This window comes from Micromonospora sp. LOL_025, from assembly GCF_048060285.1.
Lineage (GTDB): Bacteria > Actinomycetota > Actinomycetes > Mycobacteriales > Micromonosporaceae > Micromonospora.
This window is the reverse complement of record NZ_JBHMIR010000001.1, coordinates 175,700-199,379: the sequence shown is the minus strand read 5'-3', so window position 1 is coordinate 199,379 and position 23,680 is coordinate 175,700. Positions and strand designations below refer to the sequence as shown.

Here is a 23,680-nt window from a genome sequence, read left to right as displayed (position 1 = left end):
GGCCCGCTCCCCGGCGGCCATGGGAGGCGGCGCGCGAGCGTCGCCGCGAGCGTCGATGGGGAGCAGATGTCCGAAGCACCGCCCGCCGGTCCCGGCAGCGCTGAGCCGGGTGCCGACAGCGCCGAGCCGAGGGCCGGCACGCCCCACCGCCGGGCCGCCGCCATCCTGTTCGGCATCGCGCTCACCGTGCTCGCCGCCGACGCGGCGACCAAGCACCTCGCCCTGGGCGCCCTGGAGGACCGCGAGCCGGTCAGGCTGCTGGGCGGTGCGGTCTACCTCAGCCTCACCCGCAACAGCGGCGCGGCGTGGAGCATCGGCGCCGACCACACCTGGATCTTCCCGCTGATCACCCTCGGGGTGGTCGGTTGGATCGTCTGGATGGCGCTGCGCCTGCGCTCGCTGCCCTGGGCGGTCTCGCTGGGCCTGGTGCTGGGCGGGGCGCTGGGCAACTTCACCGACCGGGTCTTCCGCGCCCCGGGCTGGTTCGTGGGGCACGTGGTGGACATGGTCAGCGTCTTCGCCCCGTACGGCCGGGTGTTCCCGGTGTTCAACCTGGCCGACAGCGCCCTGGTCTGCGGCGTGCTGCTCGCCCTGGCGCTGGAGCTGACCGGCCGGCAGCGCGACGGCAGCCGGATCGGCCACGGCGAGCCCACCGGCGAGGCGGCGGCCCAGGCCGACGCCGGGCAGCGGGAGCGGGCATGACCGCCGCCTTCGCCGCCGGCGGCGACCACCGTTCCCTGCCCGTTCCCGACGGCCTCGACGGCTCGCGGCTCGACCAGGCCGTGTCGCGGCTGTTCGGGCTGTCCCGCACCGCCGCCGCGGCCCTGGTCGACGCCGGCGACGCGCTGGTCGACGGGGTCGCCCGGCCGAACTCACACCGCGTGAAGGCCGGCTCCTGGCTGGAGGTGACCCTGCCCGCGCCGGTCGCCGCGCCCACCGTGGTGCCGCAGGCGGTGCCGGGGCTGCGGGTGGTCTACGCCGACGACGACATCGTGGTGGTGGACAAGCCGGTCGGCGTCGCGGCCCACCCGAGCCCCGGCTGGACGGGCCCGACGGTGATCGGCGCGCTGGCCGCCATCGGGCACCGCATCTCGACCAGCGGCGCCGCCGAGCGGCAGGGCGTCGTGCACCGGCTCGACGTGGGCACCACGGGCATCATGGTGGTGGCCAAGAGCGAGCAGGCGTACACCGCGTTGAAGCGGGCGTTCAAGTACCGCGAGGTGGAGAAGCGCTACCACGCGGTGGTGCAGGGGCACCTCGACCCGCTGCGCGGCACCATCGACGCCCCGATCGACCGGCACCCCACCCACGACTACCGCTGGGCGGTGGTCTCCGGCGGCAAGCCGAGCATCACCCACTACGACACGGTGGAGGCGTTCCCGGCGGCGAGCCTGGTCGACGTCCGGCTGGAGACCGGGCGCACCCACCAGATCCGGGTGCACTTCTCCACGCTGCGGCACCCGTGCGTGGGCGACCTCACGTACGGCGCCGACCCCACCCTGTCCGCCCGGCTCGGCCTGACCAGACAGTGGCTGCACGCCCGGTCGCTGAGCTTCCTGCACCCCCGCACGGGGGACGAGGTGCGCTTCGTCAGCGACTACCCTGACGACCTGGACCGCGCGCTCGAGATCCTCCGCGACTGAGCGCCGTCCCGCCCGTGACGATCCGACGAGGGAATCCCGCCCATGAGCCCCGGTGCCCCGGAACCGACGGTGGGCGAAACGTCGGAACCCGCACCGGGCGTGACGCAACCCTCACCGGGGTCGGCCGGACCGACCTGCGGCGGGTCGCCGCCGGCGGCCCCGTCGACCTCCCCGGACGCCGGCGTCGGCGGCGTACCGGGGGCCCGTGCCGTGACGGGAGGAAGAACCGAAGGTGCGTAGACGGGTGTGGTCCGAATAGGGTTTCGTTCGTAGCCTGTCAGACGGGCATCGATGGCGCTGGGAGGGCGAGCCGTGGAGGGCAGCGAGACCGGCTGGGGGCGGCCGGCCGAACCAGCACCGCGGTGGCGGGCGCTGCTCGACCGGGCCCGGCACGGCAGCCGCACGGCTGAGCAGGCCGAGGCCGACCGGCACGCCGATCCGCCGCCCCTCCCGCCGGAGCCGCTGCCCCGCCGCTCGTCGGGCAACGGCTACGCCGCGCGGGTGCCGGCCATCGGCCGGGCCCCCGAGCCGTACGCGCCGGAGCCCGGCCCGCCGCCGTACGGCGCGGAGTACGGCCGCCCGGTCGACGCGGGCTACCGGGCCGAGGCCACCTACCGGGTGGAGCCGGCCTACCGCGCGGACCCGCTCGACCCCGCCTACCGGGTGGAGCCGGAATACCCGATCGAGCCGTCGTACCGTTCCGATCCGGTCGAGCCGTCGTACCGTTCCGATCCGGTCGAGCCGTCGTACCGTTCCGATCCGGTCGAGCCGTCGTACCGGTCGGATCCGATCGAGCCGACCTACCGGTCGGATCCGGTCGCACCGTCGTACCGGGCGGAGCCGGAGTATCCGGCCGAGCCGGCGTACCGCGTGCCGGCCCAGCCCGCGCCGCCCCGCATCGAGACCGAGCCGCGCCGGGGCCCGGGGCCGACCGAGTCGCGCTACGCGGTGCTGGACAACGGCTACCGGCACGAGCCGCCCCCGGTCGAGTCCCGGTACGCGGTGCTCGACAACGGCTATCGCTCCCAGCGCGCCCACCAGGCACCGGCCCCGCCCCCGCCGGCCCCGCCCGTGGTGCCGCCGCCCGCCGCGCCGCCGCCCGTGGTGCCGCCGCCCGCCGCGCCGCTGCCCGTGGTGCCGCCGCCCGCCGCGCCGGTGGCCGCCGAGCGGGGCTACCCGGCGCGCGTCGAGTGGCGCCCACGCGGCACGGAGAACGAGCTGGAGCGGGCCGCCGGGGTGCTCCGCCGCGACCTGGGCACCCCTCGGGTGCTCGCGTTCGCCAACCCGAAGGGCGGCGTGCACAAGACCACCGCCACCGTGCTGGCCGCGGCGACCGTCGGCAGCGTACGCGGGCGGGGCGTGCTGGCCTGGGACGACAACGAGCTGCGCGGCACGCTCGGGCTGCGCGCCGGCAGCGCCCGGCACGCCCGGACCATCCGGCACCTGGTCAGCGATCTCGCGCACGTCGAGATCAAGGAGGGCCCCGAGCTGCTGGAGCACCTGGACGACTACCTGCGGCACGCCTCCGACGGCTCGTACGACGTGCTGGCCGGCGAGGAGAGTCCGCGCTTCGCCCAGCGGCTCGACCAGTTCACCGTCCGGCGGGTGCTGGAGCTGCTGCGGCGCACCCACGACGTGGTCTGCGTGGACACGGGCAACAACGTGGAGAGCGCCAACTGGCGGACCATCATGCAGGCGGCGGACCAGCTCGTGGTGACCACCGTGCCCCGGGAGGACGCCGCGTTCAGCGCCGACTGGATGCTGGACCTGCTGCACGAGGTGGGGATGGGGGAGTTGGCCGACAACGCGGTCACCCTGATCTCCTGCCCCACCCCGGGCCGTTCGCCGTTGCAGGACGACCTGGAGCGGCACTTCGCCACCCGCACCCGGGCCGTCGCCGTGGTGCCCTACGACCCGGCGCTGGAGACCGGCTCCTCGATCGAGTACCACCAGCTCAAGCAGGAGACCCGGGAGGCGTGGCTGAAGGCCGCCTCGGTGATGCTGGAGCCGTTCGCCCGGTGAGCGGGTGTGCCGCCACCGACGGCCCACGCCGCTCGCGGGCCTGAGAGGATCACCGGGTGAGCGCGGACACCCCCGAACCCGACCGGCCCGGCCGCCGGCCCGACGAGCCGGGGGCACCGGCCGCCTGGGCGGCACCCGACGCGCCGGCGCGCGTCGGCCCCGCCGACCCGTACGCCGCCGGAGCGCCCGCCCCGCCGCACGACGCCACGACCGGCGTCCCGCCGCACGCCGCGACCGGCGTCGCACCGCACGCCACGACCGGCGTGCCGCCGCACGGCGCGACGGTGGAGTACGTCCCCGGCGGGACCGGCCTGGAGTACGCCGCCGGCTACCCGCTCGCGCCACCGGCGGAGCCGGACCTGCCGCGCGGGCGGGCGGCGCGGCTCGCCCTCCTGGCGGTGCTCGCGTCGAGCGTGCTCGGGGTGCCGCTCGGGCTGCTCTGGGCCGCGCTCGCGCCGGACACGCCGGTGCTCAAGGCCGCCGACGGGGCGATCTACGCCGAGCCGCAGCCGGAGCAGCCGATCGCCGCCGACGGCTGGTTCAGCCTGCTGGGGCTGGGCTTCGGGGTGCTCGCCGCGCTCGCGCTGTGGTTCCTGCTGCGCCGGGTGCGGGGACCGGTCGGGCTGCTCGCCGCCGTGCTCGGCGCCTTCGGCGCGGCGCTGGTCGCCTGGCAGGTCGGCCGGCGGACGGGGCTGGCCGACTACGAGCGGCTGCTGGAGAGCGCGCCCGTCGGGCGGGCCTTCGAGAAGCCGGCCGACCTGCGGGCCGGCGGGATCGAGTGGCTGCTCGGCGTGCTGCCGGTGCCGCACGGCAACCTGCTGCTGCCCGCGTTCGGCGCGGCCGTGACGTACACCCTGCTGGCCGGCTGGTCCCGCTGGCCGTCCCTGCGCCCGGAGCGCGAGTCCGGTGTGCCCGGGCTCAGTTGGGAGTCGGCGGGGACGCCAGCTCCGTCAGCGGCACCGGAACCGCCCGCACCTGGCGCAGCAGCGCCGCCTCACGGTTGAGCAGGCGCAGCTCGGCGCGGAGCCGGGCGGCGGTGTCGTCGATGGCGAGCAGCCGCTGCCGGTCGGCCACGGTCAGCACGGCTGTCGCGGCCACCAGGTGCGACAGCACCGTCGGGTCCTCCGGCAGCTGCTCGGACAGCTCCTCGGGATCGGCGCGGATCAGGCCCAGGTACTGCCGGAAGACCGAGATCACCCGGGCGGCGAGCAGGTCGGCGACCTCGTCGGGCCCGCCCGGCTCGGGCAGCCACTCCACGTCGGCGGTGAGGTAGGGCTCGGTGTCCCGGTCGACGTCGGCGACGCGGAACCTGCGCTTGCCCACCGTGACGATGTCGAAGCCACCGTCGGGGCGCTCGGTGACCTGCCGCAGCTCGGCGGTGCAGCCCACCTCGTGCAGGGTGACGTCGCCGCCACCGGGCAGCGGCCGGCCGTCCGGCCCGGTGGGGGCGACCTCCCAGCCGGCCCGGATGGCCACCACGCCGAACTCGCGCGGGGCGTCCTCGGGCAGCGCGACCAGGTGCCGGACCAGGGCGCGGTAGCGCTCCTCGAATATGTGCAGCGGCAGCACCAGACCGGGGAAGAGGACCATTCCGAGCGGAAACACCGGCAGCCGCGCAGTCACGCGTCGAGCGTAGCCCGATCCCGGCGCGGCGGCGTGGCCCGGCTCACCGTCCCGGCGTACGGGCGGCGCCGGCCGCCGTCCGGACGGGCCGCCTAGACTCGCAAGGGTGTTGAACCGGATCGACCTGCGCGGCGGCGTCCGCGACCCGCGCCGCCTGCTGCCCCGTGCCCAACTCGACGTCTCCGTGGCCGTCGAGCGGATCCGCCCCCTCGTGGAGGCGGTCCGGGAGCATGGCTACCCGGCGATCCGGGAGGCCAGCGAGCGCTTCGACGGGGTCTCGCCCGAGGTGCTGCGGGTGCCCGCCGAGGCCCTCGCCGAGGCGGAGGGCGCCCTCGACCCCGAGGTGCGCGCCGCGCTGCTGGAGTCGATCGCCCGGGCCCGCAAGGTGCACGCCGACCAGCGCCGCACCGACCACACCACCCAGGTGGTGCCGGGCGGCACGGTGACCGAGCGCTGGGTGCCGGTCGACCGGGTCGGCCTCTACGTCCCCGGCGGCCTGGCGATGTACCCGTCGACCGTGGTGATGAACGTGGTGCCGGCCCAGGCGGCCGGGGTGCGCGCGCTGGTGGTGGCGAGCCCGCCGCAGAAGGACAACGGCGGCCTGCCCGACGCCCGGGTGCTCGCCGCCTGCGCCCTGCTCGGCGTCGACGAGGTCTACGCCGTAGGCGGCGCCCAGGCCGTGGCGATGCTGGCGTACGGCGCGGCGGTCGACGTCGAGGGCGCCGCGCACTGCGACCCGGTCGACATGATCACCGGCCCGGGCAACATCTGGGTCACCGCCGCCAAGCGGCTGCTGCGCGGCGTCGTCGGCATCGACGCCGAGGCCGGACCGACCGAGATCGCCATCCTGGCCGACGACACCGCCGACCCGGCGCACGTCGCGGCCGACCTGGTCAGCCAGGCCGAGCACGACCCCCTCGCGGCCAGCGTGCTGGTGACCCCCTCGGTCGAGCTGGTCGAGGCCGTGGAGCGGGAGCTGGCCCGGCAGGTGCCGGCCACCAAGCACGCCGAGCGGGTCACCACCGCGCTCACCGGCGAGCAGAGCGGCGTCGTCCTGGTCGACGACCTCGAGGCCGGGCTACGGGTGGTCGACGCGTACGCGGCCGAGCACCTGGAGATCCAGACCCGGGACGCCCGCGAGTGGGCGCTGCGGGTGCGCAACGCCGGGGCGATCTTCGTCGGCGCCTGGTCGCCCGTGTCGCTCGGCGACTACTGCGCCGGCTCCAACCACGTGCTGCCCACCGGCGGCTGCGCCCGGCACTCCTCCGGGCTGTCGGTGCAGTCCTTCCTGCGCGGCATCCACCTGATCGACTACTCCGAGCAGGCGCTGCGCGAGGTGGCCCCGCACGTGGTCACCCTGGCCACCGTCGAGGACCTGCCCGCGCACGGCCGGGCGGTCCAGGTGCGCTTCCCGGGGGAGCTGGCGTGACCGGCCTCGACGACCTGCCGATCCGCGACGACCTGCGCGGGTTGTCGCCGTACGGGGCGCCGCAGCTCGACGTGCCCGTGCGGCTGAACACCAACGAGAACTCCTACCCGGTGCCCGAGCCGGTGGTGGACGCGATCGGCAAGGCCCTCGCGGCGGAGCTGCGTGACCTCAACCGCTACCCGGACCGCGACGCCGTGGCGCTGCGCGCCGACCTGGCCGGCTACCTCGGCCACGGGCTCACCGCCGACCAGGTGTGGGCCGCCAACGGTTCCAACGAGATCCAGCAGCAGCTGCTCCAGGCGTTCGGCGGGCCGGGGCGCAGCGCGCTCGGCTTCACCCCCGCGTACTCGATGCACCCGCTGCTGGCGCTCGGCACCGGCACCCGCTGGGTGCCGGCCCGCCGCGGCGTCGACTTCGGGCTGACCGCAGACGAGGCGGTCGCCCAGGTCCGCGAGCACGCCCCGGACGTGGTCTTCCTCTGCTCGCCGAACAACCCCACCGGCACGGCCCTCAAACCGGCGGTGGTCGCCGCGGTCCTGGACGCCGCGCCCGGCATGGTGGTCGTCGACGAGGCGTACGCCGAGTTCGCCCGCCCCGGCACGGTCAGCGCCCTGGCGGTGCTGCCCGGGCACCCGCGGCTGGTGGTGACCCGGACGATGAGCAAGGCGTTCGGGTTCGCCGGTGGCCGGCTGGGCTACCTGGCGGCCGACCCGGCGGTGGTGGCGGCGGTGCAGCTGGTCCGGCTGCCGTACCACCTCTCGGCGCTCACCCAGGCGGCGGCCCGGGCGGCGCTGGCGCACCGCGACGCCCTCCTCGACACGGTGGCCGCGATCTGCGGGCAGCGGGACCGGATCGTGGCGCGGCTGCGCGAGCGGGGGCTGCGGGTGGCCGACAGCGACGCCAACTTCGTGCTGTTCGAGGTCGGGGGCGACCAGGCCGCCGCGTGGCGCACCCTGCTCGACGCCGGCGTGCTGGTACGCGACGTCGGCCTGCCGGGCTGGCTGCGGGTCACCGCCGGCACCCCCGCCGAGACCGACGCGTTCCTGACCGCGATGGAAAAGATCTAGTGGGAGCGCGGGGAGTGAGCCTGCGAGCCCCGCAGTCGCGACCGAAAGGCGAGCAATGAGCCGGACCGCCCGCGTGGAGCGGATCACCAAGGAGACGAAGGTGCTCGTCGAGATCGACCTCGACGGCACCGGCCGGGCCGAGATCGGCACCGGGGTCGGCTTCTACGACCACATGCTGCACCAGATCGCGCGGCACGGCGGCTTCGACCTGACCGTGCGCACCGTGGGTGACCTGGAGATCGACGCCCACCACACGATGGAGGACACCGCGCTCGCCCTGGGCGCCGCGTTCGACCAGGCGTTGGGGGACAAGGCCGGCATCCGGCGGTACGGCTCGGCCACCGTCCCGATGGACGAGGTCCTCGTCCGGGCCGCGGTCGACCTCTCCGGCCGCCCGTACGTGGTGCACGACGAGCCGGTGCTGGCGCCGTACATCGGGCCGGTCTACCCGACCAGCATGACCCGGCACATCTGGGAGTCCTTCGGCCAGGCGGCCCGGATCACCCTGCACGTGGACGTGCTGCGGGCGGCCCGCCCGGGCGGTCACCCCGACGCCCACCACGTGGTGGAGGCCCAGTTCAAGGCGGTCTCCCGCGCGCTGCGCGAGGCCACGGCGATCGACCCGCGCGCGGCGGGCGCCATCCCCAGCACGAAGGGAGCCCTGTGAGCGTGAGCGCGAGGAACGCAGCGCAGCGGAGTCCCGCAGTCGCGAACGGAGGGCGGCTCTGATGGGTGGGGTGCTGCCGTCGTTGCTGCTGATCCTGGCCGGTGTGCTGGTCGGCGGGGCGTGGTCGCTGCACCGGCAGGGCGCCCCGCGCGGCGCGGTGGTCGTCACCGCGCTGCTCGCCGTCCTGGCCACGGTCGCCGGAGCGCTCTGGCTGCTGCCGGGGGAGGGCGCGTGAGCGGCGGAGCGGGCGACGGCGCCGCGGTGCCGACCGGAGGGTGGTGACGGCGTGAGCCGTGTGGTGGTGCTCGACTACGGGTCGGGCAACCTGCGCTCGGCCGAGCGGGCCCTGGCCCGTGCCGGCGCGGACGTGACGGTGACCGACGACCTGGGCGTCGCCGCCGAGGCGGACGGCCTGGTGGTGCCGGGCGTGGGCGCGTTCGCCGCCTGCATGGCCGGGATCGAGGAGCTCGGGGCGGGCCCGGTGATCGCCGAGCGCGTCGCCGCCGGCCGTCCGGTGCTGGGCATCTGCGTGGGCATGCAGGTGCTCTTCGAGCACGGCGACGAGCACGGGGTGGTGACCAAGGGGCTCGGGCTGCTTCCCGGCGGGGTGACCAGGCTGGCCGCCCCCCGGCTGCCGCACATGGGCTGGAACACGGTCGCGGCGCCGGCGGGGTCGGTGCTCTTCGCCGGCCTGCCCGCCGACAGCCGCTTCTACTTCGTGCACTCGTACGCGGTCGGGGACCCGGCCGCGCTGGCGGACGCCGGAGCCACGGTCGTCACCGCCCACCACGGGACGGATTTCGTGGCGGCGGTGGAGCGGGGTCCGCTCTGCGCCGCGCAGTTCCACCCCGAGAAGTCCGCCGACACCGGTGCCGCGCTGCTGCGCAACTGGCTCGCCACGCTTCCCACCGGTGGCTGAGCGCCTGTCCGGTGCGGCGGGCCCGCTCCGGCCCGCCCCCGGTCGCCCTTCCGCCCGCCCGCGGTCGCTCGGACGGCCGCGCCGCCAGCGGGGCACGACGTGAGCAAGGAGCGGGCCCGGCGTCGGGCGGCCCGGGAGGCCGAGGCCGCCCGGGAGCGGGTCGTCCGCGAGCGGCGGGCGGCCCGGCGGTCGCGGCGGCGGGCACTGGTCCGCCGGATGACGCCGTCGCTGCGCCGGGGGCGGACGGGCCGGCTGCCCCGGCACAGCCGCGGCGAACGGGCCGCCATCGTGCTGCTGACCCTGGCGGCGATGGCACTGATCTGGACGTTCGTCGACGATCTGGCGCTGCGGATCGCGTTGGTCGTGCTGTTGCTGCTCGTACTGCCGGCGATCGTGGTGATCGCCCTGGACCGTCGCACCTGACTTCGAGGAGAAATACCGTGAGCCTCACCCTGTTGCCCGCCGTGGACGTCGCCGACGGCCAGGCCGTCCGCCTCGTGCAGGGCGCCGCCGGCAGCGAGACGACGTACGGCGACCCGTTGGAGGCCGCGCTCGCCTGGCAGCGCGACGGCGCCGAGTGGATCCACCTGGTCGACCTCGACGCCGCGTTCGGCCGCGGCTCCAACGCGCACCTGCTGGCCGAGGTGGTGCGGCAGCTCGACGTGAAGGTGGAGCTGTCCGGCGGCATCCGCGACGACGAGTCGCTGCACGCCGCGCTCGGCACCGGCGCCGCCCGGGTGAACATCGGCACCGCCGCCCTGGAGGATCCCCTCTGGTGCGACCGGGTGTGCGGGGAGTACGGCGACCGGGTGGCGATCGGGCTGGACGTGCGGGGCCGTACCCTCTCCGCCCGGGGCTGGACGCGCGACGGCGGCGACCTCTTCGAGGTGCTGGAGCGGCTGGACAAGGCGGGCGCGGCGCGCTACGTCGTCACCGACATCACCAAGGACGGCACCATGCGCGGGCCGAACCTGGAGCTGCTGCGCGAGGTCTGCGCCCGCACCGACGCTCCGGTGATCGCCTCCGGCGGCGTCTCCACCCTGGACGACCTGCGGGCGCTGGCCACCCTGGAGCCGATCGGGGTGGAGGGCGTGATCGCCGGCAAGGCCCTGTACGCGGGCGCCTTCACCGTGGCGCAGGCGCTGGAAACCCTGGCGGCGGCGTGACCGTCACGCGGCTCGGCTCGGGCGGCCCGTGGGAGCCGTTGTACGGCTACTGCCGGGTCGTCCGGGCCGGCGACCTGGCCTGGACGGCCGGGTGCACCTCGACGGTGGACGGCGTGGTCACCCACGTCGGGGACGCGGCAGCGCAGACCGCGCAGGCCCTGCGGATCGGGCTGGACGCGCTCGCCGAGGTGGGCGCGGAGCCCGGGGACGTGGTGCGGACCCGGATGTACGTCACGGACCGGACGTACGCCGACGAGGTGGGCCGGGCGCACAACGTGGTCTTCGGCGCGGTCCGCCCGGCGGCCACCATGGTGGTGGTGGCCGGCCTGCTCGATCCGGACCACCTGGTCGAGGTGGAGTTGGAGGCGTACCTCGGCGACCGCTGAGCCCGACGACGTGTCGCTGCGTTCGCCCTGATCGGTTGCGCGCAATCTAATTGCGCGCTAGCGTTCCCAGGGTGACCGACGATCTGGTGCTGCGCCGGCAGGTGTGCTTCGCGCTCTACGCCGCGTCGCGCGCCCTCACCGACGTCTACCGGCCCGTCCTCGACGAGTTCGGCCTGACGTATCCGCAGTACCTGGTGCTGCTGGTGCTCTGGGAGCGCGACGACGCCCCCACGGTCTCCGAGCTCGGCGCCGCCCTGCGGCTGGACTCCGGCACGCTCTCCCCGCTGCTCAAGCGGTTGGAGGGGGCGGGGCTGGTCGTCCGGACCCGGTCGGCGCGCGACGAGCGGCGGGTGGAGGTGGGCCTGACCGGCGACGGGCGGGCCCTGCGGGACCGGATGGGCGAGGTGCCACTGCGGGTCGCCCGCGCCACGGGCCTCACCGAGGCGGAGCTGGTCGCCCTGCGCGACACCCTCACCCGGGTCACCGAGACGATCCACCGACAGAAGGAGCAGTGACCACCATGCAGGTGCTCTACACCGCGTCCGCCCGGGCCACCGGGGACGGTCGGGACGGCCACGTCCGCACCTCCGACGGCACCCTCGACCTGGGCCTGGCCGTGCCCAAGGAGATGGGTGGCGCCGGCGGCGCCGCCAACCCCGAGCAGCTCTTCGCGGCCGGCTACGCCGCCTGCTTCCACTCGGCGCTGCGCCTCGTCGCCCGCAAGGCGAAGGCCGACGTCTCCGGCTCGGTCGTCGAGGCCGAGGTCGGCATCGGCGCCAACGGCAGCGGCGGCTTCGGGCTGACCGTCGCCCTCGCGGTCGACCTTCCGGCCGTCGAGCACGCCGCCGCCGAGGAACTGCTCGCGCAGGCGCACCAGGTCTGCCCCTACTCGAACGCCACCCGCGGCAACGTCGAGGTCGCCCTCACCGTGCGCGAGGCGCTGTGAGCACCCGCAACCGGGAGATCCACCTGGCCTCCCGCCCGCAGGGCTGGCCGAGCGCGGACAACTTCCGGCTCGTCGAGACCGAGGTGCCCACCCCCGGGCCGGGGCAGATCGTGGTCCGCAACCGGTACGTGTCGGTCGACCCGTACATGCGGGGGCGGATGAACGACGTCAAGTCGTACGTGCCGCCGTTCGCGCTCGACGCGCCGCTGGACGGCGGGGCGGTCGGCGAGGTCGTGGCCAGCGAGGCCGACGGCGTCCGGCCCGGCGACACCGTCCTGCACGGCCTCGGCTGGCGCGAGTACGCGCTGCTCGACGCGCGGGCCGCCCGGAAGGTCGACCCCGACCTCGCCCCGGTCACCGCCTACCTGAGCGTGCTCGGCATGACCGGCCTGACCGCGTACGCCGGGCTGCTGGAGGTCGCCGGGATGAAGCCGGGGGAGACCGTCTTCGTCTCCGCCGCCGCCGGCGCGGTCGGCAGCCTGGTCGGCCAGATCGCCAAGCTCCGGGGCGCGGCGCACGTGGTCGGCAGCGCGGGCTCGGCGGCCAAGGTCGAGCGGCTGCGCGCGCTGGGTTTCGACGCCGCGTTCGACTACCACGACGGGCCGGTGCGCGACTCGCTGAAGGCCGCCGCCCCCGACGGCGTCGACGTCTACTTCGACAACGTCGGCGGCGACCACCTGGAGGCGGCGATCTCCGCGATGAAGGTGCACGGCCGGGCCGCGATCTGCGGAATGATCGCGCAGTACAACGACACCGAGCCGCCGGCCGCGCCGCGCAACCTGGCGCTGCTCATCGGCAAACGGCTCACCCTGCGCGGCTTCCTGGTCGGCGACCACAACCACCTGCGCGACGAGTTCGTACGCGAGATGGCCGGCTGGCTGCGGGACGGCAGGGTCTCGTACGACGAGACGGTCGTCGACGGCATCGAGAACGCCCCGGAGGCGTTCCTCGGCCTGCTGCGCGGCGAGAACCTGGGCAAGATGCTCGTCCGGGTGTGACCGACGGCGTCAGGGCCCCTCGACGCGGTGGCCGGCCTCACCGGCCGGTCACCGCCGGCGCCGGGAAGGATAGGCTCGCGGCATGACGGTGGCGGTGCGGGTCATCCCGTGTCTCGACGTGGACGCCGGTCGGGTGGTCAAGGGGGTCAACTTCCTCGACCTGCGCGACGCCGGCGATCCGGTGGAGCTGGCGGCGGCGTACGACCGGGCCGGCGCGGACGAGCTGACCTTCCTCGACGTCACCGCCTCCTCCAGCGACCGGGGCACCATGCTCGACGTGGTCCGCCGCACGGCGGAGTCGGTCTTCATCCCGTTGACCGTCGGCGGTGGCGTCCGGCAGGTCGCCGACGTCGACACCCTGCTGCGCGCCGGCGCGGACAAGGTCGGGGTGAACACCGCCGCGATCGCCCGCCCCGAGCTGATCGCCGAGATCGCCGAACGGTTCGGCCGGCAGGTGCTGGTGCTCTCGCTCGACGTGCGGCGCGCACCCGGCGGTGGCACGCCCAGCGGTTTCGAGGTGACCACCCACGGCGGTCGGCGCGGCACCGGGCTGGACGCGGTCGAGTGGGCCCGACGCGGCGCCGAGCTGGGCGCGGGGGAGATCCTGCTGAACTCGATGGACGCCGACGGCACGAAGGCCGGCTTCGATCTCGAACTCATCGGCGCGGTGCGCCGGGTGGTGGACGTGCCGGTGGTGGCCAGCGGCGGCGCGGGCGAGGTGGCGCACTTCGCGCCGGCGATCGGTGCCGGCGCGGACGCGGTGCTCGCCGCCAGCGTCTTCCACTTCGGCGAGCTGACCGTCGCCGAGGTCAAGGACGCGCTGCGCGGGGCCGGGCACCCCGTCCGCTGACCGCTCGCGGTCCGCCCGGTCCGGCTGCGCCCGCTCAGTCGCGGCGGGACCGGTTCTCGGGGGAGCGCCGGGGCGCCGGGATCGACCGCACCACGTACTCCTGCACGGCGGCGGCGTGGTCGGCCTCGTCCAGGTGCCAGTCGGCAGTGACCGGGGCATGTCGCCGGACCAGCACGCCCTGCACCGTGTCCACGGTGGTGGCGAGACCGGCGCTCGGCCTGGTGCGCCAGAGGCGCTCACCGTCGGCGGTGATCCGGAACCAGCCGTCGGTGACGCTGACCAGCCCGGCCCCGACGAGGCGACGGACCGCCGCCTCCACCTCGTGTCGTTCGGGGATCGCCTGGTTGAGGTGGTCGGCGGTGGAGAGCACGTCGGCGAGGCGTACGCCCTCGGGGCGGCGGCTGGACGCCGCGCGGCGGTGCCGTCCCGCACCGCTGGCGATCACCACCGAGACGAAGATCCAGGCATCGCTCCAGCGCCATCCGTTCTCCCCCATGCGAGGATTCTGCCGGGCGTGGCGTCCGAAGGGAACACCGGCGTCCGGGTCGCGTCAGGCGGCGGGGAGCGGCGCGACCGGGCCCGGGGCGGGGTCCTGCGGCCCGGGGACCGTGAACAGCGGCAGGAAGACCTGGGTCAGCGGGCCGATGGCCAGCGCGTAGACGACCGTGCCGACGCCCACCGTCCCGCCGAGCAGCCAGCCCAGCGCCAGCACCGTGACCTCGATGACGGTGCGGACGAGCCGGACCGAGCGGCCGGGCCGGCGGGCGACGTAGCCGGTCATCAGGCCGTCGCGGGGGCCGGGCCCGAGGCGGGCGCCGAGGTAGAGCCCCGTCGCCGCCCCGTTGGCCACGACGCCGGCGAGCAGCATCCCGGCCCGTACGCCCAGCGACCCGCCGGCCGGCAGCAGCGCGAGCGTCGCGTCGACCACCAGCCCGACGACCAGGACGTTGCTGACCGTGCCGAGGCCGGGACGCTGGCGCAGGGGTATCCAGAGCAGCAGCACAAGGACGCCCACCGCGATGGTCACGGTGCCGAAGGAGAGGCCGGTCAGCTCGGACAGGCCCTGGTGGAACACGTCCCACGGGTCCAGGCCCAGCCCAGAGTTGATCATCAGGGCCATGCTGACGCCGTAGAGGACGAGGCCCGTGAAGAGCTGGATGAGCCGCCGCGCGGGGCGATGCCGGAGATTGCCAATCGGTGCCACCCATGCCACGCTAAAGGCCAATTGGCGCAGCGTAAGAGCCAATCCGGGAGGAGTGGCCATGACGAGTCAGGTTCGGGGTGTCCAATTGGCCCGGCTCCTCGGTCAGTGGCATGCGCTTCCCGGCCGCCGTCGCAGCCCCGACTACGCCGCCCTGGCCGGTGCCGTACGCGGCCTGCTCGCCGACGGCCGGCTGCCGCTGGGTGTGCGGCTGCCCGCCGAGCGGGAGTTGGCCGAGGCGCTGAAGATCAGCCGGACCACGGTCACGGCCGCGTACCGGGAGCTGCGGGAGAGCGGCCACCTCGCCAGCCGGCGGGGAGCCGGCAGCTGGACGATGCTCCCGGGCACCCACCGGGTGGCGAGCACCGGGCTCTGGACCCCGCTGGACGACCGCGACATGATCGATCTCGGGGTCGCCGCGCTCGCCGCGCCGCCCGAGCTGCTGCCGGCCGCCCGCGCGGCGGCCGAGGACCTGCCCCGCTACCTGGGCGGCGCCGGCTACCACCCGACCGGCATCATCGAGCTGCGCGAGGCGGTGGCCCGCGCCTACACCGACCGGGGCCTGCCCACCTCGCCCGACCAGATCATGGTCACCAACGGCACCCAGCACGCCCTCGACCTCGTGCTCCGGCTGGCCCTCGCGCCCGGCGGCAACGTGCTGGTCGAGGCGCCCAGCTATCCGAACGCGCTGGCGGCGCTGGCCGCCCGCCGGGCCCGGATCACCACGCACGGCCTGGCCGTCGAGGAGCCCGGATGGGACGCCGACCTGCTGCTCGCCGGCCTCCGGCAGGCCCGGCCCAAGCTGGCGTACCTGATCCCGGACTTCCAGAACCCGACCGGGCACCTGATGCCGGCCGCGCTGCGCGAGCGGGTGGTGGCCGCCGCGCACGCCGTCGGCACCGACCTGGTCGTCGACGAGTCGTTCGTGGACCTGCCGCTGGACGGGACGGTGCTGCCCCCGCCCACCGCCAGCTTCGACCGGCACTCCCGGGTGATCACCATCGGCGGGATGAGCAAGCCCTTCTGGGGCGGCCTGCGCATCGGCTGGGTCCGCGCCTCCGCCCCGCAGGTGCAGCGGCTCGCCGCCGCCCGCGTCGGCGTCGACATGGCCAGCCCGGTCCTGGACCAGCTGGTCGCGGTCCACCTGCTCGCCGACGCGCCGGGCATCGTCGCCGCGCGCCAGGCCCAGCTGACCGTCCAGCGCGACGCGCTGCTCACCGCACTCGCGCAGCGCCTGCCCGAGTGGCGGGTCACCGTCCCGCACGGCGGGGTGACCCTCTGGGCCGAGCTCGACGGGCCGATCTCCAGCGCGCTGGCCCGGGCCGCCGAGGAGGTCGGCGTACGCCTGGCGCCCGGTCCCCGGTTCGGCCTGGACGGCACGCTGGAGCGCTTCCTGCGGCTGCCGTTCACCCTGCCGGCCGCCGACCTGGTCGAGGCGGTCGGCCGCATCGCCGCCGTCCGGTACGACCTGGACCGGGGCGGCCGGTCGCAGTGGCGGGAACCGGCGGTCATCGCCTGAGGGCCGGGCCGGCGTGCCGGCCGGAACGGGCCGCCGGGGTCGGTCAATCGCGCCTGCGCCCCGCCCCGGGTCTGGGAGACTGCGAAGGTGGGGGACGCGCGGGGGATACGGTGGCCGCGCGGGATCCTGCCGAACGCCCCCGGCTCCCGCACCACCCGCCTGGAGCTCTTCTACGACCTCGTCTTCGTCTTCGCCTTCCTCAACGTGACCACGGTGACGGCCGGCAGCCTGGACGCCCGCGGGCTGATCCGGTTCCTGGTGGTGCTCGCCCTGCTCTGGTGGTGCTGGAGCAGCTTCGCGGCGCTGGGCAACGTCGTCCGCACCGATCAGGGGCTGACGCCGCTTGTCGGGTTCGCCCTTTCCGCCGCCGTCTTCGTGCTCGCGCTGAGCGTGCCGAAGGCGTTCGTCGACCGCCCCGGCGGGCTGCCCGGCCCGGTGGTCTTCGCCGTCTGCTACTTCCTGGTCCGCGCGACCCAGGTGTCGGTCTTCCTCTGGGCCGTACGCTCCGACCGGGAGGTGCGCCGGCGGATGCCCGTGCTGGCCCTGCCGTTCCTGCTGGCGTCGGGCTTCATCCTGACCGCCGCGCTGGTGCCGCAGCGACTCCTCGACGGCCGCGCCGAGATGACGCTCCGGCTGGCGTTGTGGCTCGCCGCGCTCGGCGTCGAGTACGGTTCCGGCCTGGCCCAGCACCGCGCGGGCTGGACGGTGCTCTCGGCGGGCCACTGGGCGGAACGGCATGCGCTGATCATCATGGTGGCGCTCGGCGAGTCGATCATCGCGCTCGGGCTCGGGCCCGGCACCACCGCCGCCCTGCCGCTGACCTGGCCGGTGATCGTCGGGGCGCTGCTCGGCATCGCGGTGGTCGCGGCGCTGTGGTGGGCGTACTTCGACACCCTCGCCCTGGCCATGGAGCAGGTGCTGCACCGCACCCGGGAGCGGCGTACCCGCGCCGGGCTGGCCCGGGACGTGTACACCTACCTGCACCTGCCGCTGATCACGGGCGTGATCCTGTTCGCCCTGGGCCTCAAGGGCCTGATCTACGAGGGCGCCGACCCGGCGACCCCGAGCTGGGGGGTGCCGCTGCCCGGCTTCGACCTGCTGGCACTCTTCGGCGGAGTCGCGCTCTACCTGCTCACGTTGATCCTGCTCGGCAGCCGGATGCTGGGCGCGGCACGTTGGCCGTCGATCGGCGGGGTGGTGCTGCTCGTCGCGCTGGTTCCGGTGGCCGGGCGACTGCCGGAGCTGGTGGCCCTGGCCATGCTGGCGGTGGCCGCCGTGCTGACGGTCGCGGTGCAGACGGTCGTCGACGCCCCGCGGCGGCGGCGCGTGCGGCAGGTGGCGCTGGAGGAGCAGCTCGCCTCCGAGGCCGAGCAGACCCGGTGGCGGGGCCACCACCTGTGACCCCGACCCCGCTGTGGGACGGGCCCGCCTGCCAAGCCGGGCCCGGCCCGAGGCGGAGCACGGGGCGCAGGCCGACGTCGGCGGTCCCGCACCGCAACGCGGGCCGCCGACGTCGCGTGCTCAGAGTTCGGCCAGCGTGCCCGCGTACATCTTCTCGATCTCGCCGGCGAAGTTGCTCTCCACGCCGCGGCGCTTGATCTTGAGGGACGGGGTGATCTCGCCGTCCTCGATGGTCAGGTCGCGCGGCAGGATGGCGACCTTCTTGATCGTCTCCCAGCGGTTGAGCTTGGCGTTGAGCTCGGCCACGTACCCCTCGACCATGGCCTTCGCCTCCGGCGAGGCGACGATGTCGGCGTAGTCGCGGCCCTCCAGCGGGGTGCCGGCGGCCCAGCCCTTGATCGCGTCCGGGTCCAGCGTGACCAGCATCGTGCAGTAGTTGCGGGCCTGGCCGATGACCACCGCCTGCGAGGTGTACGGGCAGGTGGCCTTGAACATCCCCTCGATGTGCGAGGGCGCGATGTACTTGCCGCCCGAGGTCTTGACCAGGTCCTTCTTCCGGTCGGTGATCTTGAGGTAGCCGTCGGCGTCCAGGGTGCCGATGTCGCCGGTGCGGAAGAAGCCGTCCTCGGTGAACGCGGCCGCGGTCTCCTCCGGCAGGTTGTGGTAGCCGCGCATCACCGGCCGGCCGCGCACCAGGATCTCGCCGTCGGTGTCGATCCGGCACTCCAGGTCGCCCATCGCCTTGCCGACGGTGCCGATCCGCAGCCCGTTCGGCGGGTTGACGAAGTTGCCGGCGCTGGTCTCGGTGAGGCCGTAGCCCTCGGAGATCGGCAGGTTCGCCGCGGCGAAGAAGGTGGCGATCTCCGGGCTGAGCGGGGCGGCGCCGGAGACGAGCACCCGGATCCGGCCGCCGAGGCGGGCCTGGAGCTTGCTGAACACCAGCTTCTCGGCCACCGTGTACTTCAGCTTCAGCCCCGTCGGGAGGGGCCTGCCGGCCTGCTCCAGCGCGACCTTCTCCTTGCCGACCCGGACGCCCCAGGCGAAGATCTTCGCCTTCGCGCCGCCGCTGTCCTGCGCGGTGGTCACCGCCTTGTTGTAGACCTTCTCGAACACCCGGGGCGCGCCGCACATCAGCGTCGGCCGGATCACCGAGAGCAGCTCGACCAGCTTGTCGACCCGGCCGTCGACGTACGTCGGCAGGCCCACGTGGATCGCGCCGCAGAGCAGGGTCTTGCCGAACGAGTGCGACAGCGGCAGCCAGAGGTACTGCAGGTCGTTCTCGCGGAGCAGCCCCAGCTCGGCCTGGGCCACGCCCTCCCAGCACCAGCCGCCGTGCAGCAGCTCGACGCCCTTCGGCCGCCCGGTGGTGCCGGAGGTGTAGATCAGCGTGGCCAGGTGCTCGGGGCCGATCCCGGCGACCAGCATGTCGATCAGGTCGGGCTCGGCGGCCAGCGCGCGGGCGCCCTGCTCCTCCAGCTCGGCGAGGGTGAGCTGGGGGACGGCGGCGGCCGGGTCGGCGGCGCCGTCGAAGAGCACGACGTGGGTCAGCGCCGGCAGGTCGGCACCCGCGATCTTGGCGGCCTGGGCCGGGTTCTCGGCGAACAGCACCCGGGAGCCGGAGTCGGCGATGATGTAGGTCGCGTCGTCGGGCTCCGTCGTGGGGTAGACGGTGGTGGTCGCGCCGCCGGCGCACATGATGCCAAGGTCGGCGACCACCCAGTCGAGCCGGGTGTTCGCCAGGATCGCGACCGGATCCTCCAGGCCGACACCGAGGCCGTGCAGCCCGGCGGCGACCGCCTTGGCGCGACGGGCCATCTGCTCCCAGCTCAGCCAGACCGGCCCGGAGTCGTCGGGGGCCGGGTGGGCGAAGGCGTCGCGGTCGGGGGACGCCGCCACGCGCTTGAGGAACATGTCGGGGATGGAACGGTACGGTACATCGAGAGCCATCGCTGTAGCCGCCTTCGGGGGTGGAGACGTGACCATGGTCACGTCGGCGTTCGTTACCGAAGGGTATTGCCTGGGCCCGGGCATCGGCTAGCCCTGTGGATCACGGCTGGGCCACGTCTCGGAAGCTGGAACCCCGGCTCAGGCGTACCGGGCCGCCCCCAGCGACCAGTCGTAGGTGGCCCGGATCCAGTTGCGCCGCGCGGTGAGGGCCGATCGCAGGCCGTCGTCGCGGGTGACGAGCAGCGCCGCCTCCGTCGCCAGGTACGCCGTCAGGCCCTCGTTGAACCGGTCGGCCGCCGCCCGCAGGGCCGACGACTCGTCGCCGTCCGCCCGCCCCGCGGCGATCACCGCGACCAGGTTGTGCACGTCCGGCTGGCCGAGGTGCTCCTTGCCGTACGAGAAGACGTCGTTGCACCAGCAGATCAGGTCGGCGGCGAGCAGGTCGAGGGCGACCAGCGACGGCTCGGTGCGGTGGGTCGCGCCCGGCAGCGTCCCGGCGGCCAGCTCGGTGAGCGTGAAGCTGGGGTGGACCCCTCCGGTGTGCCGGCGCATCTGGACGTACTCGGCCAGCCCCGGCGCCCGCCCGTGCTCCCGGTTCGCCGCCTCCCAGAGCAGCGCCAGCAGGTACTCCCGCACCTCGCCGACGAAGCGCAGCAGCGCCACGGGCCCGCCGGCGGCGTGGGCCCGCCGGCACAGGTCGCCCAGCGCCTCGCCGAGCGGCCCGGCCGTGGTGGCCGGCCCGTCGGCCCGTTCCCCGTGGCCGTCCAGGACGTCCAGCAGGGCGGCGACGGTCGGTGCCAGCCGGGTGGGGGAGTCGCCGAGGCCGTCCTCGTCGCAGGCGTCGTCCATCACGAACAGCCAGGAGATCAGGTCGGTGAGCAGCCGCAGCCCGTCCACCGGGCCCTCCGGGCAGGCCCGCCCGGCCAGCCCGGCGGCGTCGGCCCGGCGCAGCCGGTGCAGCCGGTGCCCGTTAGCGATCAGCCCGTGGCCGAGCACCCACTCGGTGCTCTCCCGCGCCACCCGTGCGGTGGCGTCGTGCTGGCGCGCGGGAAAGGGGGGTTCCCGTAGCGCCGAGACCGCGAAGGTCCGCATGGTGCCCCCTGTCGCGCCGCCCCACGGCGGGACGGCGCGGGACAGCGTACGGGAGCGGGAATCGGTCGCGGTCGTTGGGTGACCACTTTTCCGAATCGTGCTGTGACCGTTTACGTACAGCGCGTCACATGCCCAGGTCGGCGCCCCGAAGTCGCTCGGCCGGTGCCGCCGGCCCGTCGATCTGCACCCGGGAGATCCGCTGCCGGCCGCTGAGGAACAGGGCCAGTTCGCCCGGCGCGCCCACCACCCGCACGGGTTCGCCGCCCCGGCCGACGGAGAGCTCCCCGTAGCCGGGCGCCTGGACGAAGACATCCGCCGGGAACCGGCGCAGCGCCAGCCGGGCCAGCCCGGCGCACCGCTTCCAGAGCGCCGCGTTCAGCCCCGCCGCGAGGTCGCGGGGGAGCCAGCCCGGGCGGGCGCGGCGCACGTCCTCGTGGTGGATGAAGAACTCCAGCGTGTTGGCCAGCTCGTCGGTGACCGGGTTGCTGACCGGACTCCACACCGGCGGCCGGCGCACCTGCTCGAGAAGGCGTGGCCAGGGGCGCGCGGCGACGCGTAGGCGCACCCGTTCGGAGTAGCCGCGCAGCGGCGGGAGCAGGATGCCGCCGGCGGCGTCGGGCCGGCGTTCGCGCAGCACCAGGTGGGCGGCGAGGTCGCGGGTGCTCCACCCCTCGTTGACCGTCGGCGCGTCCGGTCCCAGCGTCTGCATCAGGTCGGCGAGCGCCTCGCGCTCCGATCGGGCGTACCGCGGCATGCACCGATCGTAGGCGCGTACGGCCCACTCGGCGCGTCGAGTGGGCCGGCGGCCGTGACGGTGGACATAGCGGACCGGGGCGGCGGAGCTGGCCCGGACCGGTAAGGATGAGGAAGATAAGTACGGCTTACGGCGGGGGAGAGTGTGGCGAGCAGGACGAGTCGGGACGTGCTGGTGCGGGGGCTGGCCGTCCTCGGGCGGGCGATCCGGGAGGAGCCGCGCATCTTCGCGGTCGCGGTGAGCGGCAGCGTGCTCTTCGGCGCCATGACGGTGGCCAGCGCGTACGTGGTGGGCGCCGTGGTCGGCGACGTGGTGGTGCCGGCGATCGAGCGCGGCGCGGTCGGGGTCGGCGGGCTGGCCCTGGCGGCCGTCGCGCTGTTCGGCATCAGCGTGCTGCGGGTGGCCGGCATCTTCGGCCGCCGGCTCGGCGCGGGCTACATGCAGTACCGCCTCCAGGCCGCCTACCGGCGCCGGGTCACCCGCCGCTACCTGGAGCTGCCGCTGTCCTGGCACCACCGCAACGCCACCGGCACGCTGCTGTCCAACGCCAACTCCGACGTCGAGGCCGCCTGGTATCCGATCGCCCCGCTGCCGTTCGCGGTCGGCACCCTGGTGATGCTGGTCGGCGCGGTGGCGTCGCTCTTCGCCACCGACTGGGCGCTGGCCCTGGTCGGCGTCGCGGTCTTCCCGGCGCTCTTCGCGCTCAACGTCGCCTACTCCCGTCGGATGGCTCCCCGCCAGGCCCGGGCCCAACGGCTGCGCGCCGAGGTCAGCGGCATCGCGCACGAGAGCTTCGACGGCGCCCTGGTCGTCAAGACGATGGGCCGGGAGGCGCAGGAGACCGACCGGTTCGCCGCCCGCGCGGGCGAGCTGCGCGACTCGCTGGTGGCGGTCGGGCGGCTGCGCGGCGTCTTCGACCCGCTGCTGGAGACCCTGCCCAGCCTCGGCACCCTCGCCGTGCTGGTGGTCGGCGCGATCCGGCTGCGGCAGGGCGCGATCAGCGTCGCCGAGCTGATCAGCGTCGCCTTCCTCTTCACGGTGCTGGCGTTTCCCGTACGGGCCATCGGCTGGGTGCTGGCCGAGCTGCCGCGCAGCGTCGCCGGCTGGGACCGGGTCCGGCGGGTGCTCGACGCGACCGGCGAGATGGCGTACGGCGACACCACGCTCGACGTGACGGACCCCCGCCCCGCCACCCTCGCGTTCGCCGGCGTGCGGTTCGGCTACGAGCCGGCCGAGGCGCACCTGCGCGGCACGGAGGTGCTCGGCGACGTCTCCTTCACCGTGCCCGCCGGGAAGACCGTGGCCCTGGTCGGGCCGACCGGCTCCGGCAAGTCGACGATCGCCGCGCTGGCCGTGCGGCTGGTCGACCCGCTGGCCGGCACGGTGTGCGTGGACGGGGTGGACGTCCGCCGGCTCACCGCCGCCTCGCTGGCGGGCACCGCCGCGCTGGTCGCCCAGGTGCCGTTCGTCTTCGACGACACGGTGCGCGCCAACATCGCGCTGGACCGACCGGGCATCGGCGACGACGACGTCTGGGCCGCGCTGCGGCTGGCCGAGGCGGACGGCTTCGTCACGGCCCTGCCCGACGGTCTCGACACGAGGGTCGGCGAGCGGGGCACCTCCCTCTCCGGCGGTCAGCGGCAGCGGCTCACCCTGGCCCGCGCGCTCGCCGGCCGGCCACGCCTGCTGGTGCTCGACGACGCCACCAGCGCCGTCGACCCGCGGGTGGAGGCGGCCATCCTGGCCGGGCTGCGCTCCTCGGCGGGGCAGGCCGGTGCACCGGCCGCGTCGATCCTGGTGGTCGCCTACCGGCGGGCCACCATCGCGCTGGCCGACGAGGTGGTCTACCTGGAGCAGGGCCGGGTGCTCGCCCGTGGCCCGCACGCCGAGCTGCTGGCCACGGTGCCGGGCTACGCCGACCTGGTCACCGCCTACGAGCAGGCCGAGGTCGACCACACCAAGGACGAGACGTACGACGAGGTCGCCCCGCTGCCGTCGGGCCTGGAGATCGAGGTGGACCGGTGAGCGCGAGGAGTGCAGCGCAGCGGAG

Annotated in this window: 25 protein-coding genes; 19 read left to right on the top strand and 6 right to left on the bottom strand. The window is 75.0% G+C overall.

Annotated elements, in window-relative coordinates; all coding sequences use genetic code 11:
• Positions 1–66 precede the first annotated feature (66 nt).
• The 4 genes from lspA to ACFHW0_RS00920 all read left to right on the top strand — a co-directional run bounded on the left by lspA (position 67) and on the right by ACFHW0_RS00920 (position 4,669).
• Positions 67–702, top strand: coding sequence for a signal peptidase II (gene lspA, locus ACFHW0_RS00935; RefSeq protein ID WP_416604790.1), 636 nt, complete (start codon positions 67–69; stop codon positions 700–702).
• A complete protein-coding gene (locus ACFHW0_RS00930; RefSeq protein ID WP_416604789.1) occupies positions 699–1,643 on the top strand; it encodes an RluA family pseudouridine synthase in 945 nt (314 codons plus the stop codon). The genes lspA and ACFHW0_RS00930 overlap by 4 nt, the downstream gene beginning before the upstream one ends.
• Positions 1,644–1,934: 291 nt before the next feature.
• Positions 1,935–3,665, top strand: a complete 1,731-nt coding sequence (locus tag ACFHW0_RS00925) for an AAA family ATPase (protein ID WP_416604788.1) — start codon at positions 1,935–1,937, stop codon at positions 3,663–3,665.
• A gap of 56 nt (positions 3,666–3,721) precedes the next feature.
• Positions 3,722–4,669 (top strand): DUF2567 domain-containing protein, encoded by a 948-nt coding sequence (locus tag ACFHW0_RS00920; protein WP_416604787.1) that lies wholly within the window; start codon positions 3,722–3,724, stop codon positions 4,667–4,669.
• On the opposite strand, the gene ACFHW0_RS00915 is transcribed toward ACFHW0_RS00920, so the two are convergent.
• Positions 4,584–5,288: an LON peptidase substrate-binding domain-containing protein gene (locus ACFHW0_RS00915; RefSeq protein WP_121400570.1), complete on the bottom strand. Its 705-nt coding sequence runs from the start codon at positions 5,286–5,288 to the stop codon at positions 4,584–4,586. The genes ACFHW0_RS00920 and ACFHW0_RS00915 overlap by 86 nt on opposite strands.
• 106 nt (positions 5,289–5,394) lie before the next feature.
• Between ACFHW0_RS00915 and hisD the strand changes: the two genes are divergently transcribed.
• From hisD to hisF, 12 genes are all read left to right on the top strand, one after another.
• The gene (hisD, locus tag ACFHW0_RS00910; protein WP_416604785.1) at positions 5,395–6,717 is read left to right on the top strand and encodes a histidinol dehydrogenase; all 1,323 of its coding nucleotides are present in this window, start codon (positions 5,395–5,397) and stop codon (positions 6,715–6,717) included.
• Positions 6,714–7,784, top strand: coding sequence for a histidinol-phosphate transaminase (locus ACFHW0_RS00905; protein WP_416604784.1), 1,071 nt, complete (start codon positions 6,714–6,716; stop codon positions 7,782–7,784). The genes hisD and ACFHW0_RS00905 overlap by 4 nt, the downstream gene beginning before the upstream one ends.
• A 55-nt stretch (positions 7,785–7,839) precedes the next feature.
• On the top strand, positions 7,840–8,451 hold the full coding sequence (gene hisB / locus ACFHW0_RS00900; RefSeq protein ID WP_091104907.1) for an imidazoleglycerol-phosphate dehydratase HisB: 612 nt from the start codon (positions 7,840–7,842) through the stop codon (positions 8,449–8,451).
• A gap of 61 nt (positions 8,452–8,512) precedes the next feature.
• Positions 8,513–8,686 carry a hypothetical protein gene (locus ACFHW0_RS00895; RefSeq protein ID WP_416604782.1) on the top strand — a complete coding sequence of 58 codons (174 nt, stop codon included), beginning with the start codon at positions 8,513–8,515 and terminating at the stop codon, positions 8,684–8,686.
• Between the two features lie 51 nt (positions 8,687–8,737).
• Positions 8,738–9,370: an imidazole glycerol phosphate synthase subunit HisH gene (gene hisH / locus ACFHW0_RS00890; protein ID WP_416604780.1), complete on the top strand. Its 633-nt coding sequence runs from the start codon at positions 8,738–8,740 to the stop codon at positions 9,368–9,370.
• A gap of 99 nt (positions 9,371–9,469) precedes the next feature.
• Positions 9,470–9,793: a hypothetical protein gene (locus tag ACFHW0_RS00885; RefSeq protein WP_121400574.1), complete on the top strand. Its 324-nt coding sequence runs from the start codon at positions 9,470–9,472 to the stop codon at positions 9,791–9,793.
• 17 nt (positions 9,794–9,810) lie between these two features.
• The gene (gene priA / locus ACFHW0_RS00880; protein WP_416604779.1) at positions 9,811–10,536 is read left to right on the top strand and encodes a bifunctional 1-(5-phosphoribosyl)-5-((5-phosphoribosylamino)methylideneamino)imidazole-4-carboxamide isomerase/phosphoribosylanthranilate isomerase PriA; all 726 of its coding nucleotides are present in this window, start codon (positions 9,811–9,813) and stop codon (positions 10,534–10,536) included.
• On the top strand, positions 10,533–10,922 hold the full coding sequence (locus ACFHW0_RS00875; protein WP_416604777.1) for a RidA family protein: 390 nt from the start codon (positions 10,533–10,535) through the stop codon (positions 10,920–10,922). Before priA ends, ACFHW0_RS00875 begins: the two co-directional genes overlap by 4 nt.
• A gap of 71 nt (positions 10,923–10,993) precedes the next feature.
• Positions 10,994–11,437, top strand: coding sequence for a MarR family winged helix-turn-helix transcriptional regulator (locus tag ACFHW0_RS00870; RefSeq protein WP_121400577.1), 444 nt, complete (start codon positions 10,994–10,996; stop codon positions 11,435–11,437).
• A 5-nt stretch (positions 11,438–11,442) separates the two neighbouring features.
• Complete coding sequence (locus ACFHW0_RS00865) at positions 11,443–11,868, top strand: organic hydroperoxide resistance protein (RefSeq protein ID WP_416605229.1); 426 nt, start codon at positions 11,443–11,445, stop codon at positions 11,866–11,868.
• Complete coding sequence (locus ACFHW0_RS00860; protein WP_416604775.1) at positions 11,865–12,866, top strand: NADP-dependent oxidoreductase; 1,002 nt, start codon at positions 11,865–11,867, stop codon at positions 12,864–12,866. Before ACFHW0_RS00865 ends, ACFHW0_RS00860 begins: the two co-directional genes overlap by 4 nt.
• Positions 12,867–12,948: 82 nt before the next feature.
• Positions 12,949–13,716: an imidazole glycerol phosphate synthase subunit HisF gene (gene hisF / locus ACFHW0_RS00855; protein ID WP_416604773.1), complete on the top strand. Its 768-nt coding sequence runs from the start codon at positions 12,949–12,951 to the stop codon at positions 13,714–13,716.
• Between the two features lie 34 nt (positions 13,717–13,750).
• Here hisF and ACFHW0_RS00850 read toward each other — a convergent pair whose 3' ends face one another.
• Positions 13,751–14,212: a hypothetical protein gene (locus ACFHW0_RS00850; protein ID WP_416604771.1), complete on the bottom strand. Its 462-nt coding sequence runs from the start codon at positions 14,210–14,212 to the stop codon at positions 13,751–13,753.
• A 54-nt stretch (positions 14,213–14,266) separates the two neighbouring features.
• Positions 14,267–14,920 (bottom strand): YczE/YyaS/YitT family protein, encoded by a 654-nt coding sequence (locus ACFHW0_RS00845; RefSeq protein WP_416604769.1) that lies wholly within the window; start codon positions 14,918–14,920, stop codon positions 14,267–14,269.
• Between the two features lie 58 nt (positions 14,921–14,978).
• Between ACFHW0_RS00845 and ACFHW0_RS00840 the strand changes: the two genes are divergently transcribed.
• Positions 14,979–16,436 carry a PLP-dependent aminotransferase family protein gene (locus tag ACFHW0_RS00840; RefSeq protein WP_416604767.1) on the top strand — a complete coding sequence of 486 codons (1,458 nt, stop codon included), beginning with the start codon at positions 14,979–14,981 and terminating at the stop codon, positions 16,434–16,436.
• Between the two features lie 87 nt (positions 16,437–16,523).
• On the top strand, positions 16,524–17,837 hold the full coding sequence (locus ACFHW0_RS00835; protein ID WP_416604765.1) for a low temperature requirement protein A: 1,314 nt from the start codon (positions 16,524–16,526) through the stop codon (positions 17,835–17,837).
• Between the two features lie 120 nt (positions 17,838–17,957).
• On the opposite strand, the gene ACFHW0_RS00830 is transcribed toward ACFHW0_RS00835, so the two are convergent.
• The 3 genes from ACFHW0_RS00830 to ACFHW0_RS00820 all read right to left on the bottom strand — a co-directional run bounded on the left by ACFHW0_RS00830 (position 17,958) and on the right by ACFHW0_RS00820 (position 21,630).
• On the bottom strand, positions 17,958–19,784 hold the full coding sequence (locus tag ACFHW0_RS00830; protein ID WP_416604763.1) for an AMP-dependent synthetase/ligase: 1,827 nt from the start codon (positions 19,782–19,784) through the stop codon (positions 17,958–17,960).
• Between the two features lie 138 nt (positions 19,785–19,922).
• Positions 19,923–20,876, bottom strand: a complete 954-nt coding sequence (locus ACFHW0_RS00825; protein ID WP_416604761.1) for a terpene synthase family protein — start codon at positions 20,874–20,876, stop codon at positions 19,923–19,925.
• A 124-nt stretch (positions 20,877–21,000) separates the two neighbouring features.
• A complete protein-coding gene (locus tag ACFHW0_RS00820; protein WP_416604760.1) occupies positions 21,001–21,630 on the bottom strand; it encodes a TIGR03085 family metal-binding protein in 630 nt (209 codons plus the stop codon).
• Between the two features lie 144 nt (positions 21,631–21,774).
• Here ACFHW0_RS00820 and ACFHW0_RS00815 point away from each other — a divergent pair, with 144 nt between their 5' ends.
• Positions 21,775–23,655 carry an ABC transporter ATP-binding protein gene (locus ACFHW0_RS00815; protein WP_416604758.1) on the top strand — a complete coding sequence of 627 codons (1,881 nt, stop codon included), beginning with the start codon at positions 21,775–21,777 and terminating at the stop codon, positions 23,653–23,655.
• Positions 23,656–23,680: the final 25 nt, after the last annotated feature.